14 protein-coding genes are annotated in these 14,456 nt (G+C 61.0%); 9 read left to right on the forward strand and 5 right to left on the reverse strand.

Annotation, left to right across the window (positions count from 1 at the left end; all coding sequences use genetic code 11):
- From QMX88_RS15035 to QMX88_RS15075, 9 genes are all read left to right on the forward strand, one after another.
- Nucleotides 1-834 (forward strand): thiamine pyrophosphate-dependent enzyme (locus tag QMX88_RS15035; protein ID WP_282370616.1); only part of this gene is annotated, 834 nt, incomplete at its 5' end.
- A 277-nt stretch (nucleotides 835-1,111) separates the two neighbouring features.
- A complete protein-coding gene (locus tag QMX88_RS15040; protein WP_282370618.1) occupies nucleotides 1,112-2,425 on the forward strand; it encodes a hypothetical protein in 1,314 nt (437 codons plus the stop codon).
- A 283-nt stretch (nucleotides 2,426-2,708) separates the two neighbouring features.
- The gene (locus QMX88_RS15045) at nucleotides 2,709-3,560 is read left to right on the forward strand and encodes a MurR/RpiR family transcriptional regulator (RefSeq protein ID WP_282370620.1); all 852 of its coding nucleotides are present in this window, start codon (nucleotides 2,709-2,711) and stop codon (nucleotides 3,558-3,560) included.
- An 89-nt stretch (nucleotides 3,561-3,649) separates the two neighbouring features.
- The gene (gene ddpX, locus QMX88_RS15050; protein ID WP_282370621.1) at nucleotides 3,650-4,204 is read left to right on the forward strand and encodes a D-alanyl-D-alanine dipeptidase; all 555 of its coding nucleotides are present in this window, start codon (nucleotides 3,650-3,652) and stop codon (nucleotides 4,202-4,204) included.
- Nucleotides 4,205-4,413: 209 nt separating this feature from the next.
- Complete coding sequence (locus QMX88_RS15055) at nucleotides 4,414-5,970, forward strand: ABC transporter substrate-binding protein (protein WP_282370622.1); 1,557 nt, start codon at nucleotides 4,414-4,416, stop codon at nucleotides 5,968-5,970.
- A gap of 123 nt (nucleotides 5,971-6,093) precedes the next feature.
- A complete protein-coding gene (locus QMX88_RS15060) occupies nucleotides 6,094-7,110 on the forward strand; it encodes an ABC transporter permease (protein ID WP_282370624.1) in 1,017 nt (338 codons plus the stop codon).
- 1 nt (nucleotide 7,111) lies between these two features.
- Nucleotides 7,112-8,011: a D,D-dipeptide ABC transporter permease gene (gene ddpC / locus QMX88_RS15065; RefSeq protein ID WP_192172213.1), complete on the forward strand. Its 900-nt coding sequence runs from the start codon at nucleotides 7,112-7,114 to the stop codon at nucleotides 8,009-8,011.
- Entirely contained in the window at nucleotides 8,008-9,048 is a 1,041-nt protein-coding gene (locus tag QMX88_RS15070; protein ID WP_442969460.1) for an ABC transporter ATP-binding protein, read from the forward strand. The genes ddpC and QMX88_RS15070 overlap by 4 nt, the downstream gene beginning before the upstream one ends.
- A complete protein-coding gene (locus tag QMX88_RS15075) occupies nucleotides 9,045-10,028 on the forward strand; it encodes an oligopeptide/dipeptide ABC transporter ATP-binding protein (RefSeq protein ID WP_282370630.1) in 984 nt (327 codons plus the stop codon). The genes QMX88_RS15070 and QMX88_RS15075 overlap by 4 nt, the downstream gene beginning before the upstream one ends.
- A 70-nt stretch (nucleotides 10,029-10,098) precedes the next feature.
- Here the strand turns inward: QMX88_RS15075 and QMX88_RS15080 are convergent, their stop codons facing one another.
- The 5 genes from QMX88_RS15080 to urtC form a co-directional block, all read right to left on the reverse strand.
- On the reverse strand, nucleotides 10,099-10,446 hold the full coding sequence (locus QMX88_RS15080) for an FmdB family zinc ribbon protein (RefSeq protein ID WP_192172210.1): 348 nt from the start codon (nucleotides 10,444-10,446) through the stop codon (nucleotides 10,099-10,101).
- A 77-nt stretch (nucleotides 10,447-10,523) separates the two neighbouring features.
- Entirely contained in the window at nucleotides 10,524-11,753 is a 1,230-nt protein-coding gene (gene fmdA, locus QMX88_RS15085; RefSeq protein ID WP_282370633.1) for a formamidase, read from the reverse strand.
- 59 nt (nucleotides 11,754-11,812) lie between these two features.
- On the reverse strand, nucleotides 11,813-12,502 hold the full coding sequence (gene urtE, locus QMX88_RS15090) for an urea ABC transporter ATP-binding subunit UrtE (RefSeq protein ID WP_282370635.1): 690 nt from the start codon (nucleotides 12,500-12,502) through the stop codon (nucleotides 11,813-11,815).
- A gap of 10 nt (nucleotides 12,503-12,512) precedes the next feature.
- Nucleotides 12,513-13,274, reverse strand: coding sequence for an urea ABC transporter ATP-binding protein UrtD (gene urtD, locus QMX88_RS15095; RefSeq protein WP_192172207.1), 762 nt, complete (start codon nucleotides 13,272-13,274; stop codon nucleotides 12,513-12,515).
- Nucleotides 13,271-14,452, reverse strand: a complete 1,182-nt coding sequence (urtC, locus tag QMX88_RS15100; RefSeq protein WP_282370638.1) for an urea ABC transporter permease subunit UrtC — start codon at nucleotides 14,450-14,452, stop codon at nucleotides 13,271-13,273. The genes urtD and urtC overlap by 4 nt, the downstream gene beginning before the upstream one ends.
- Nucleotides 14,453-14,456: the final 4 nt, after the last annotated feature.

The following is a 14,456-nucleotide window of genomic DNA, read 5'->3' on the forward strand; positions in this document are numbered from 1 at the left end:
GCCCTCGGCCGTCGCGTGCCGGTGGCCCTCGGTCTGGCCGGCGGCGTCGCTGAAACCCTCGACGCCGTGCTGCCTCGCCTCAAGGCACACACCGATCGCAAGTTCCTCGACAAGGCGCTGGATCATTACGCCAAATCCCGCGACGAGCTGGATGAACTGGCCACGCCGTCAGGCCATGGCGAGCCGATTCACCCGCAATACCTGACGCGACTGGTTGACGCCTACGCCGACCCGGACGCGATCTTCACCGTCGATGTCGGCACGCCGACCCTGTGGGCGGCGCGTTACCTGACCATGAACGGCAAGCGCTCGCTGCTGGGTTCGTTCAACCATGGCTCCATGGCCAATGCCATGCCCCAGGCGCTGGGCGCGAAAGGGGCGTTCCCGCAACGGCAAGTGGTGGCGCTCTGCGGTGACGGCGGCTTGTCGATGCTGATGGGGGACTTGCTGTCGATCCGCCAACTGAACCTGCCGATCAAGCTGGTGGTGTTCAACAACAGCTCGCTGGGGTTTGTGGCGATGGAAATGCAGGCAGGCGGTTATGTGCCCCATGACACTGACTTCAACAGCACCAATTTTGCCAACATTGCCATCGGCGCGGGGATCTTGGGCATTCGCGTGGAAGACTCGGCGGACCTGCCGAATGCCCTGAAGAAAGCCTTTGAACACCCGGGGCCTGTGGTGGTGGATGTCGTGACCGCGAAACAGGAACTGGGCATGCCACCGAAGATCAAGCTCGCCCAGGCGAAAGGCTTCAGCCTGTTCATGCTCAAGGCCGTGATGAACGGTAAAGCGGATATGGTGCTGGAATTGGCGAAGACTAATTTGCGTTAACCACCTGCGGGTCGAGTGGGCGCTGTGTGCAATGCACAGCGCCTTTACTGTTAAAGCAGATTTTCATGACTAACTTGCTGTTTATTGTCATATTTATTTGCCGCTTAGATCGAATCGAAGTTGGCATAATTGCGATTCGCTATAACCGATGCTAACACTTTGTTTGTATTCGATATTTTCAGTTCTGTATTGAAAATATGAACGATCTCTCTAAGTGGACGGAGATGTTGATTGGGGATAGTCTTTGGTTTCAATAAATCCTCAAGGAAGAACGATCATGAGTGATAAGAAAGCGAATCCTGCCAATGCTGCTCATCAAGCGGGCGATCGAGATGTTGAATTCAACGGTAGTGGTTATATTCTAAACCCCTATCAACTATATGTGTCTGATCCGCGAAGTGAGAGTGACCAAGGTTTTTACGAAATTCAAAATGGTCAAAGGGGATCCCAGAGCGGTAATATCGGCCGTCATAAGTCGGATGGAACATTGGATCATGATTTTGGCAATGGGGGGCGCTTCACGTATCCATTTATGGACGACCCTTACTTCACCGTCCTGGACAGCGAAGGTTTTATTTTCAGCACTGATCAAAAGGAGACAACTATCACCTGCGTCGGGGTTTCGGAGTTCCTGAAGCCAGATGGTACCGGTTCTCTGGTGAACGTTCCGGCCGCCATTCGGATATTCGCAACTGGCAAGCCAGATATCAAGTTCGGTAAAGGCGGCAAGCAGTTGTTTAAGTTAAAGGTAGACGGTGAAGCCGACACCTCCACAAAGGAATACTTCTCCCCTTGGAATTCCGTCCGCGCGTCCGTGCGGCAACAGGATGGCAGCGTCCTATTTCCGTGCAGACTCATCAATAGCCAAGTGGCTACCTTTCACCTTGTAAAATTCGACGTTGACGGCCTTCCGGTTAAGGGTTTTGGCGATAACGGGGTTAAAGCGATTCCGCCCACGTCTGATCTTTGGGCAGACTACGCAGCGGGCAGCGACGGCAGTGTCACACTGGCGGGTCATTTCAACAATGGCAGGGCCTTGGGCGTTGTCTCCCGATATACCTCGGCCGGCGTGCTCGACACGCAGTTTGCAGGCGGTCGCAAAATTATCGATCTTCCTGAGTTGCCCGGCGTCACCAGCATCCTGTTAAAAAAGGTCTGGTACGGGGATGAGGATGGCGTAACGCTTCATGCGAATATTCATGACAGCACTGACGGCAAGGATAAGTTGGCGATTATCAAGCTGACGAAATACGGCGAGTATGATCCAGCGTTCCAGGGTGGGGAGCCATGGGTCGTCAGTGAAGTTGATACGTCGCTCCAGGCCTTTGCCTTGATGGCGGTCGACGATCAACAGCGCATGGTCATCTCATATAATCAAACAGCGCTTGATGTCCGATTGGTCCGGTTGCTCAAAGACGGGAATCGTGACTTGGCGTTTGGTTCAGACGGTTCAGTGGTCCATCCAAACATCGGACCGGCCACTGAGCTTATCATCCAGAACGGAGTGGATATCCTGTTGAAGGCCTTCTTCCGGGAGACTGTTAATGATCGCGCTGTGCTTTTCCGATTCTTCGGGGAGAGCGCGGCATAAATAGATACTCTCTCAAAATGGGTTCATTTGTGATTGCAGTGCGCTTTTGCAGATGAACCCTTGTTTCTGAAAGATACAGGTGGCCGTTTTTCGCCCCCAAAAAGCGCATCCTCCGCAACCTCGCACCACCCTGAAACACGCCGCTTTCCCCCACGCCAATCTCTTAAAATAATCATTGTGCCATCTCGAAACACGATGTTATGTTGCTAACATCCTGTTGCAAAATGACCGCCGGATAACATTATTCTGGTCCACGCAACCCGGCTCTCTCTGCGGAATTCCCATGGAAAAGCGTCCCTTCCTCGATGCACTGGAACAGCGGTTCAGCGATCTGACGCCGACGGGTAAGCGCATCGCCGGCTACCTGCTAGCCAATCCGCAGAAGCTGCCGTTCGAGACCGCTGACAGCATCGCCCAGCAGACCAGCACCACCGGCATTTCAGTCGGGCGCTTCCTGCGTTCGCTGGGCTATCGCAATATCGACGACGTCAAACAGAGCCTGCGCGGTGACAGCGCCAGCCCTTGGGTGATCACTGATCGGCTCGGCGCGTTTCGTGAAGAAAACACCCAGGGCGATGCACTGGAACGCTCGATGAACCGTGAGCTGGAAGCGATCCAGCGGGTCTACGCCCTGGCCCGTGGCGAAACCTTCGCCCGCATCGTTGAGCGGCTGCACAGCGCCGACGCTGTGTTCATCGTCGGCATCCAGACCACCCGCGGCATCCTCAACGCGTTTTTCAGTCACCTGGAGTACATCCGGCCCAAGGTGTACTACGTCGATGGTTTGTCCGGCACCTACGCCGAATCACTGAATTCCCAGTTCGAAAATCCCTACGCCGTGATCGCCGACTTCCGAACCTATTCCGCCGTGACGCGGACCTTCTGCGAAGTCGCCCATCAACAGAACGTAGGCCTGGCGTTTATCACCGACTTTCACTGCCCATGGGCCAGGGATTACCCGAGCGATCTGCTGCAGCTCAATTCCGATGTGGGGCAGTTCTGGGATTCCCTGGCGCCGCTGACCTGCCTGTTCAATTTGATGGTGTCGGCGGTGGCCGATAAATACGGCGACCGCCTCGACCAGAGGCTGGCGAAGAACCGTGAGCTGCAACAACTGTTTGGCCAGTTTGAATAGATAAGGCTTCCCGGCTAAAGCCGGTCCTACGGGGGAAGCATCGCCCCCAACACATGATGAATGAACACGCTGATCTGGAGTGCCGTTACGTGAATAGCCCCCTCGTCGAAGTCGATGCCCACGCGCTGCAGGTCGAGGTGGACCTGATCTACGCCGGCGTCGACAACCTCGCCGGCAAGCAGATTTACCAGGACCCGCGCTGCCTGCTGCATCGCGACGCCGAGCGCTGTCTGCGCAAGGCCAGCACCCTGGCGCGCCAGTCCGGGTTGCGCCTGCGCATCTTCGACGCCTATCGCCCGGCGTACGCGCAATACCTGCTGTGGCAGGCGCTGCCCAACCCCGAATACGTGCGCGACCCCAGCCTGGGTTCCCACCACACCCGGGGCGTGGCCGTGGACCTGACCCTGATCGACGCCAGCGGCAACGCCCTGGACATGGGCACCGGCTTCGACGACATGCGCGAGCAGTCCCATCAGTTCTTCGCTGATCTGCCCGCCGACATACAGCGCAACCGCCTGCTGTTGCTGGGGATCATGCTGGCGGCAGGCTTCACCTACATCGACAGCGAGTGGTGGCACTACGAACTGCCGAACGCCGAGGACTACCCCTTAATCGACGACGGCTCGATCCAGCCCGCTCACTAAAAACGCATCACGCATCACGTATCACGCAACATCGCACACGACCGGGACAACCATGAATCCCGGCTGAATCTGGCGTCACCCGACCTCGCAAGAGCAGGGCGCGTCATTTCGCAGGCCTGAGGCCTGAGGCCTGTGAGCTTGAACTGCCCGGTATAGCTTCAATAACAAACCTGACGAACTTTCAGACCCCGAACGATCAAGGAACCGGCATGAAATCAATCCTTACCCCACGCACGCTGGCGATGGCAGTCCTCTGCACCGCCATGGGCCTCGGCGCCTGGCAATCGGCCAGCGCAGCCGTGCCCCAGGACACCCTGATGATCGGCAAACCGTCCGACCCGCAAACCCTCGACCCGGCCGTGACCATCGACAACAACGACTGGACCGTGACCTACCCGGCGTACCAGCGGCTGGTGACCTACAAGGTCGAAAACGGCAAGGGCAGCACCGAAGTGGCAGGGGAGCTGGCCAGCAGCTGGACCACCTCGGCGGACAACCTGACCTGGGAATTCAAGCTCAAGCCCGGCAACAAATTCGATGACGGCGCCGAGGTCAACGCCGAGGCGGTGAAGTTCTCCTTCGACCGGGTGATGAAACTCAAACAAGGCCCGTCCGGCGCCTTCCCCGAGGACATGGCCGTGTCGGTGGTCGATCCGCTGACCGTGCGCTTCACCCTGAAAGCGCCTTACGCGCCGTTCCTCTCCACGCTGGCCCACAACGGCGCGGCGATCATCAACCCGGACGTTGCGAAGAAAACCGAAGGCGCGGACGCCTACCTGTCCAACCACACCGCAGGTTCGGGCGCGTTCAAGCTGGTCAACTGGCAGAAAGGCCAGACCCTGACCATGGAGCAGAACAGCTACTACGCCGGTCCCAAGCCGACCCTGAAAAAAGTCGTGGTGAAGATCATCGGCGAGGCTTCCGTGCGTCGTCTGCAGCTGGAACACGGTGACCTGGACATCATCGAAGACATGCCCGAAGACCAGCTCGAAGCGCTGGCGAAAAAATCCGGCATCGTCGTCGGCGACTACCCGTCGCTGCGGGTGACGCTGCTGTACCTCAACACCCAGAAAGCGCCGATGAACAACCCCGATGCGCGGCGCGCGATCGTCGAATCCCTGGACTACGACGGCATCATCAACGGCATCCTGAAAGGCAAAGCCAAGCCGCTGAACGGGCCGATCCCCCAAGGCATGTGGGCCTACGACGAGAAGCTGCCGGCGTTCAAGCAGGACATGGAAAAGGCCAAAGCCGATCTTGGGAAAGTGTCGCCGAAGGTCAGCAACCTGACGTTCATGTACTCCGACAAGGACCCGAACTGGGAGCCGATTGGCCTGACCCTGCAAGCCGGCCTGCAACCGCTGGGCGTGAACCTCAAGCTGGAAAAACTCGCCAACGCCAGCATGCGTGAGCGCCTGGGCACCGGTGATTTCGACATCGCCATCGGCTCGTGGAGCCCGGACTTCGCCGACCCGTACATGTTCATGAACTTCTTCTTCGACTCGAAGCTGAAAGGCCTGGCCGGCAACCGTTCGTTCTACGACAACCCGGCGGTGGACAAGCTGATTCGTGAATCGGCGACCACCAACGACATGGCCAAGCGCACCGAGCTGTATCAGCAGGCGCAGAAGATCGTGCTCAACGACAGCGTCTACGCCTACCTCTATCAGAAGGCCTACACCTTGCCGATGAGCGAGAAGGTCAAGGGCTACGTGTTCAACCCGATGCTGGAACAGGTGTTCAACGTCGGCACGATCACCAAGTAAGCGCTGCATCCCGTAAATCGCTGTGACTCACAGGGCCCTGCAAGGGAGGCGGGGTCCTGTGAAGCAGCGCTGTGTCCGCGAGCTGTTTCGCGTTATTGATCGACTGCGTGACCGAGGTGCCCCATGGCCTTCCTGAATATGCTGCGCAAACGCCTGGGCGACCTGCTGCTGGTGGTGTTCGGCGTTTCTCTGATTACCTTTTCCATCTCGCACCTGATTCCGGGCGACCCCGCGCGACTGATCGCCGGGGACCGCGCCACCGACGCCATCGTCGAAAACATCCGCCATCAGTTGGGGCTGGACCTGCCGCTGTATCAACAATACGGCCGCTACATGCTCGACCTGCTGCACGGCGACCTGGGCACGTCGATTCGCACCCATCGCCCGGTCCTCGAAGATTTGCAGGCGTTCTTCCCGGCCACGCTGGAACTGGCGCTGGCGGCGCTGACCCTGTCGATTCTGGTGGGCGTGCCGCTGGGTGTGCTCTCGGCGGTGTACCACAACCGCTTCATCGACCAGCTCGCGCGAACCCTGGCGGTGACCGGGATTTCGACCCCGGCGTTCTGGCTCGGGCTGGGCCTGATCGTGCTGTTTTACGGCCATTTGAACTGGCTGCCCGGCAGCGGTCGTCTTGACGAAGGGCTGGACCCGCCCCGAACTGTTACCGGGTTCTACCTGATCGACACGCTGCTGGCGGGCGACACCGGGCTGTTTTTCAACGCCGTGCAGCACCTGATTCTGCCGGCCATCACCCTGGGCTTCGTCAACCTCGGCGTCGTCGCGCGGCAGATCCGTTCGGCGATGCTCGACCAGCTTGGCGAAGACTACATCCGCACCGCCCGGGCCTACGGGCTGTCGAAGTGGGCGGTAATTCTGCGTCACGCCTTGCCCAACGCGCTGATTCCCTCGGTCACCGTACTGGGCCTGACCCTGGGCGACTTGCTCTATGGCGCGGTGCTCACGGAAACCGTGTTCGCCTGGCCGGGCATGGGCGCCTACGTGGTCAAGTCGATCCAGTCGCTGGATTTCCCGGCGGTCATGGGCTTCGCGATCATGGTCTCTTTCATTTACGTGCTGCTGAACATGGCGATCGATCTGCTGTACCGCCTGATCGATCCGCGCATTGGCGAGGTCAACTGACATGACGACTCCGATCACCGCGCCCGCCGTGGCGCCACTGCCGGCCGCCTCGCGCTGGCAGGACAAATGGGCCTACCTGGCCCATCAGATTCGCCGCAGTCCCCTGACCATGGCCGGGTTGCTGATTACCGTGATGGTGCTGTTGGTGATGGCCTTCGCGCCCTGGCTCGCGTCCCATGATCCGAATGCGCTGAACCTCACTCAGCGCCTGGCCGCGCCGTCCGCCGCCCATTGGTTCGGCACCGACGAAGTGGGCCGGGACCTGTTCAGCCGCGTGTTATACGGCAGCCGCCAATCCGTCGGCGTCGGTCTGTTCGTGGCCTTTGCCTCGTGCTTTGCCGGCGGCTTGCTGGGCTGCATGTCCGGCATCATCGGCGGGCGTTTCGACGGCCTGATCATGCGCCTGATGGACATCATGCTGTCGGTGCCTTCGCTGGTGCTGATCATGGCCCTGGCCGCGGCGCTGGGCCCGAGCCTGTTCAACGCCATGCTGGCGATCACGCTGGTGCGGATTCCCTTCTACGTGCGTTTGGCCCGGGGGCAGGCCCTGAGCATCCGCCAGATGGGTTACGTCAAGGCGGCCGAAACCTTCGGCGCCGGGCGCTGGCACATGGTCATCTGGCACGTGGCGCGCAACGCCATGCCGCCGTTGCTGGTGCAACTGAGCCTGGACATCGGCAGCGCCATCCTCATGGCCTCGGCCCTGGGCTTCATTGGCCTGGGCGCGCAACAGCCGACGGCGGAGTGGGGCGCGATGGTCGCGACCGGGCGCAACTACATCCTCGATCAATGGTGGTACTCGACCTTTCCCGGCGTGGCGATTCTGATCACCGCCACCGGTTTCAACCTTTTGGGCGACGGCGTGCGTGACTTGCTCGACCCACGGCAGCAGGGGAAATGACCATGCAGGCTTCCGTTCAACAACCCCTTGCGGCGCAAGCGCCGGTCTTGGTCATCGACGACCTGCGCATCGAGTTCCCGGCGTACAAAAGCACGGTCAAGGCCCTCAACGGCGTGTCGCTGCACGTCAATCCCGGCGAGATCGTCGGTGTGATTGGCGAGTCAGGCTCCGGCAAGTCGGTCACCGCGATGCTCAGCCTGCGCCTGCTGCCGGAGCGTTCCTATGACGTGAAAAGTGGCAGCCTGAGCATTCTCGGCCGCGACATGCTCACCGCCAAAGAGAAAGACCTGCTGAGCGTGCGTGGCCGCGACGCTGCGATGATCTTTCAGGAACCCATGACCGCGCTCAATCCGACCCGCCGCATCGGTCGGCAGATGCTTGACGTGATCATTCATCACCAGCGACTGAGCAAGGCCGACGCCAAGACCAAGGCCATCGCGTTGCTGCGGGACATGCACATCGCCGACCCCGAGCAGGTGATGAACAGCTACCCCTTCGAGCTTTCCGGCGGCATGCGTCAGCGGGTGATGATTGCGCTGGCATTCTCCTGCGATCCGCAATTGCTGATCGCCGACGAACCGACCACCGCGCTGGACGTCACGGTGCAGCGGCAAGTGCTGTTGCTGCTGCGGGAAAAGGCCCGGGCGCGGGGCACGGCGATTCTGCTGATCACCCATGACATGGCGCTGGTGTCGCAGTTCTGCGACCGGGTGTACGTGATGTACACCGGCGCAGTGGTGGAGCAGGGCATCACCGCGCAAGTGATGGCGGACCCCCGGCATCCGTACACCCAGGGCCTGCTCAGCGGATTGCCGGAGCAAGTCGAACCGGGCCAGGACCTGATGACTATTCCCGGCCAAGTGCCCAATCTGTCGGCGTTGCCGGAAGGGTGCACGTTCCTGGATCGCTGCGCCCATGCCACGGCGCAATGCCTGCAACGCCCACCGATGCAGACCATCGACGCCGCCGCCGACCGCAAAAGCGCCTGCTGGTTGAGCGCGCCCTTACACGCCACCCCACAGGAGTCGCGGCCATGATCCATTCAGCCCTGCAGACATCGCCTGGCGAGAGCCCGACCATCCTCGGTCTGCAAGATGTGCGCGTGCATTACCCGATGGGCAAGGACTGGCTCGGTCGTCCCAAGGCTTTGGCCCATGCCCTGAATGGAATCGATCTGCAGGTTCGTGCCGGCGAAACCCTCGGCGTGGTCGGCGAATCCGGCTGCGGCAAAAGCACCCTGGCGCAGTTGCTGATGGGCTTGATCAAGCCAACATCCGGGCGACTCGACTGGATCTACAACAGCGACAAGGAACGCAGCAGCAACGTGCAGATTGTGTTTCAGGACCCGCAGTCGTCCCTCGACCCCAGGCTGCCGGTGTGGAAAGTCATCACCGAGCCGCTGTTCGTCCAGCGTTCGGCGCCGCGCCACGAGATGCGTGGCATTGCGGAGAAGGTGGCGGCCCAGGTGGGCATTCGCACGGAATACCTTGATCGCTTTCCTCATCAGTTTTCCGGTGGGCAGCGTCAGCGGATTGCGATTGCCCGGGCCTTGTCGTCCAACCCGGACATCATCGTACTGGACGAGCCGACCTCGGCACTGGACATCTCGGTGCAGGCGCAAATCCTTAACCTGCTGGCCGAGCTGCAGCGCAGTCGCGACCTGACCTACATCCTGATCTCTCACAACGTCTCGGTGGTGCGGCACATGGCTGACCGGGTGGCGGTGATGTACCTGGGGCAGATTGTGGAGTTGGGTACGGCGGCGGAAGTGCTGGAGCGGCCGCGTCATCCGTATACGCAGCTGTTGCTGGAGGCGGTGCCGCGTCTCGGGGTGACGGTGGACGACGCCCAGGTGTCGGCGCCGACGGAACTGCCGGGCAATCGGACGCTGCCGACGGGGTGTTTTTTTCGGGATCGTTGTCCGAAAGCCACCCAAGGCTGTGAAAAGCCGCAAGCATTACTACCGGCAAAAGGCGCTGGGGAATCGGTGCGCTGTCATCTGGTGTCGCAGCACTGATGCGCGGCCGCTCGCCCCTTTACTGCCCCCTTTACCTGACGTGAAGGGGCCAATTGGCCCCATGAGTCGATCAATGGCTGATCATCCACGGTCGGCCCGCCGGCTTGCCTTTCAGGGCGTGGGGATTGGCTTTGGTGGGTTGGAGTCTTTTCGTCGGGCCGCAGCAACTGCAGCCGCTGGGGTGCCCCCGGCTCTCTTTGTACTGGTCCATGGTTTTTGGCGCGTGGGCGCTTTGCTCGTTCCGGGCGATGGCGGTGCGGGTGTTGCCGGCCATCGTGCTCAGCCCCGGCGCGGACAGAATCACCCGCAGGCTCGATGCGCCGCACGCCGGGCACTCGCACGGCAGCGCGCTCTCGGCCATGGGCCGCAGCGAAGTGAAATCCCCGCAGTCAGGGCAGTCGTATTCGTACAGGGGCATGGCTCAAATCCTTTAATCGGCGTGGGTTCTGCAGGCGCGGATTCATTCGCGCCTGCAGGTCGGGAGTCAGCCCGGCGTTATTTATCCTGCGCGATCGGCAAGTCCACGGTGCCGTCGATGAATTTCGTCGGGCCATTGGCGTTGGGGTTGATGTCGAATTTGAAGATCTCGGTCGGCAGCCACAAGGTGGCGCACGCGTTGGGGATGTCGACCACGCCGCTGATGTGACCCTGCACCGGTGCCGAGCCCAACAGCGAATAACCCTGGGCCGGGGAGTAACCGAACTTGGTCATGTAGTTGATCGCGTTCAGGCACGCCTGGCGGTAGGCGACGTTGACGTCCAGGTAGTGCTGCTGGCCGGCTTCGTCGACCGAGATGCCTTCGAAGATCAGGTAGTTGTTGTAGTTCGGCACGATGGGGCTGGGCTTGAACACCGGGTTTTTGATCCCGTATTTGGCCATGCCGTCCTTGATCAGCTCGACGCGCATGTGCACCCAGCCGGCCATTTCGATGGCGCCGCAGAAGGTGATTTCGCCGTCGCCCTGGCTGAAGTGCAGGTCGCCCACGGACAGACCCGCGCCGTCGACGTAGACCGGGAAGAACACTTTCGAGCCCCGGGACAAATCCTTGATGTCGCAGTTGCCGCCGTGCTCACGGGGCGGCACGGTGCGTGCGCCCGTGGCGGCGGCCAGGTCGCGGGCCGGGCCTTTGAGTTTACCCAGGTGCGCCGTGCTGGCGCAGGGCGGACAGGCCAGTGCCGGGACGCGGTCCGGGTCGGTGTCGATCAGTTCCTGTTCGCGGCGGTTCCATTCGGCGAGCATCTTGTGGTCCGGCAGACAGCCGATCAGACCGGGGTGAATCAAGCCTGCGAACTCGACGCCGGGGATGTGCCGGGAGCTGGTCATCATGCCTTTGAAATCCCAGATCGATTTCTGCGCCAGGGGGAAATGCTCGGTGAGGAAGCCGCCGCCGTTCTGTTTGGAAAAGAAGCCGTTGAAGCCCCATTGCGAATCGGCTCTGGCGCCGATGTCCAGCAGCTCCACCACCAGCAGGTCGCCGGGCTGGGCGCCATGCACACCGACCGGCCCAGACAGGTAATGCACGGTGGTCAGGTCGACGTCGCGCACGTCGCTGGCATCGTCGTCGTTCTTGATCGCGCCAGCGGTCCAGTCGTAGGTTTCGAGGATGAAATCATCCCCCGGCTTGACCCAGCAGGCCATCGGGATGTCCGGGTGCCAGCGGTTGTGGATCTGCTCGTTTTCGGTGACAGGCTGGTTGAGGTCGACTTTGATCAAGGTATCGGTCATGGGGGGTTCTCCTTGGGTTCTCGGTAGGTGCTAATGACGCTGCATGTCTCCGGGCCTTGCTACACCGACAAATACCGACTGATCGTCGCTTCATCGACATTGGCGCGGGTTTCTTCGATGACGAAGCGGCCTTTCTCGATCACCAGCAAGCGGTCGGCGATTTCCAGGGTGAAGGACAGCACCTGCTCCGAGACGATGATCGTCAGGTTGCGCAGGGTGCGGATCTCTTTGAGGCTGCGGGCGATGTCCTTGATGATCGACGGCTGGATGCCTTCGGTAGGCTCGTCGAGCAACAACACCTTGGGATTGGTCGCCAGGGCCCGGGCGATGGCCAACTGCTGTTGCTGGCCGCCCGACAGGTTGCCGCCGCGTCGGCCGCGCATGTCGAACAGCACCGGGAACAGCGCGTACAGGTCTTCCGGGACCTTGCCGCCAGCCGAGGCGGGGAGGCCGGTCTGGATGTTCTCCAGCACGCTCATCGACGGAAAAATCATCCGCCCCTGGGGCACGTAGGCCATGCCCTCGGCGACACGGTTGTGGGTTTCCATGGCGGACACGTCCACGCCGTCCAGCTGAACCTGGCCGCCCCATTGCGGCAGGATGCCCATCAGGCTCTTGAACAGCGTGGTCTTGCCCATACCGTTGCGGCCCATCACCGCGACGATTTCCTGCTTCTGCACCGAGAGGCTCAGGTCGTGGAGGACCTGACTCTGGCCATAACCACACGCCAGCTGCTGAATGTTGAACATGCTGCGTTCCTCAATGGCCCAGATAGACTTCGATGACTTTCGGGTTGTTCTGCACCGACTCCATGCTGCCTTCGGCCAGCACCTTGCCCTGATGCAGCACCGTGACCTTGTGCGCGATGCTCTTGACGAACTCCATGTCGTGCTCGATCACCAGCACCGAGCGGCCCTGGCTGATGCGATTCAACAGGTCGGCGGTTTGCGCCCGCTCGCTGACGCTCATGCCCGCCACCGGCTCGTCGAGCATCAGCAGTTCCGGGTCCTGCATCAGCAACATGCCGATCTCCAGCCACTGCTTCTGGCCGTGGGATAACAGACCCGCCTGCTGTTGCAGCCGGTCACCGAGGAAGATGTCGGCGGCCACTTGATTGACCCGGTCCAGCACCTCTTGGGTGCGCTTGAAGAACAGCGCGCCGAACACTGAGCGCCCCGCCGGAAACGACATCTCCAGGTTCTCGAACACGCTCAGGTTGTCGTAGATCGATGGCGTCTGGAACTTGCGCCCGACCCCGGCACGGACGATGTCGTACTCGTTCATGGTGGTCAGCTCGCGGTCCTTGAACTGGATGCTGCCGCCCGTGGCCCGGGTCTTGCCGCAGATCAGGTCGAGCACCGTGGTCTTACCCGCGCCGTTGGGGCCGATGACCACCCGCACCTCGTTGCGGTCGATGTACAGGTTGAGGTCATCCACCGCCTTGAAACCGTCGAAGGACACGGTCAGGCCCTCAATGGCCAGGACCGGTTTGTTCATCTGAAAGCCTGTCGGGCGGGTCATGGCTGAATCTCCAGCGGGCTGGCGGCTTTCTTGTCGGCGGGGGCGGGGGGTGGCGTGATGACCGGGGCCGGGGAGGCAATCACCGGTGCCGGCTTGCGCGTGAAGCCCGCCAACCATTTGCGCCCGTGGCTCTCCCACAAACCGGCCAGGCCGTTGGGGAAATACATGACCACAGCGATGAACAGCCCGCCCATGAGGTACAGCCACAATTCGGGGAACGACTCGGAGAAATAGGTCTTGCCGTAGTTCACCAGCAGCGAGCCGTACACGGCGCCCAGCAGCGACATGCGCCCACCGACGGCGGCGAAGATCACCATCTCGATGGACGGCACGATGCCCACGAACGAGGGCGACATGAACCCCACCTGCAAGGCGAACATGGCCCCGCCGATGGCCGAGAAACACGCCGCGACGCAGTACACGAAGACCTTGAACGCCGCCACGTCGTAACCGGAAAACCGCACCCGCTCTTCCTTGTCGCGCATGGCCATCAGCAGCCGGCCGAGTTTGGAATGGAGGATGAATTTGCCGAACAGGATGCAGGCGAACAGCAGGCCTGCGTTGATGAAGTACAACAGCAGTTTGGCGCTGTCGCTGCGGATGTCCCACCCCAGCAGGGTCTTGAGATCGGTGATGCCGTTGATCCCGCCGGTCAGGCCTTGCTGGCCGATGATCAGCACCGTGAGGATCAACGCGATGGCTTGGGTGACGATGGAAAAATACACATCGCCCACCCGGCGTCTGAACAGCGCGACGCCAATGATCAACGCCAGCAGCACCGGCAACACGATGACCGCCATCACCGTGAACGTGAAGCTGTGAAACGGCACCCACAGCCACGGCAGTTCGGTGATCTGGTTCCAGTCCATGAAGTCCGGAATGCCCGGAGTCGACTGGATTTTGGTGCTCTCCGGATCAGATGCTTCCAGCTTGAGAAACATCGCCATGCAGTAGCCGCCCAGGCCGAAGAACACCCCTTGCCCCAGGCTGAGAATGCCGCCGTACCCCCAGCACAAAACCAGTCCCACGGCGACGAACGCGTAGGTCAGGTATTTGCCGACCATGTTCAGGCGAAAGGCGTCCAGAGTCAGGGGGAAGACCACCAGGATCAGGGTCGCGAGGATCAGCAGGCCGACCACGCCTTGGCGTCCACCGAGCATTTTATTTAGCGCGTTCATGGGG

Origin of the sequence: Pseudomonas sp. PS02290 (assembly GCF_029960075.1) — a bacterium.
In the GTDB taxonomy this organism is placed as follows: domain Bacteria; phylum Pseudomonadota; class Gammaproteobacteria; order Pseudomonadales; family Pseudomonadaceae; genus Aquipseudomonas.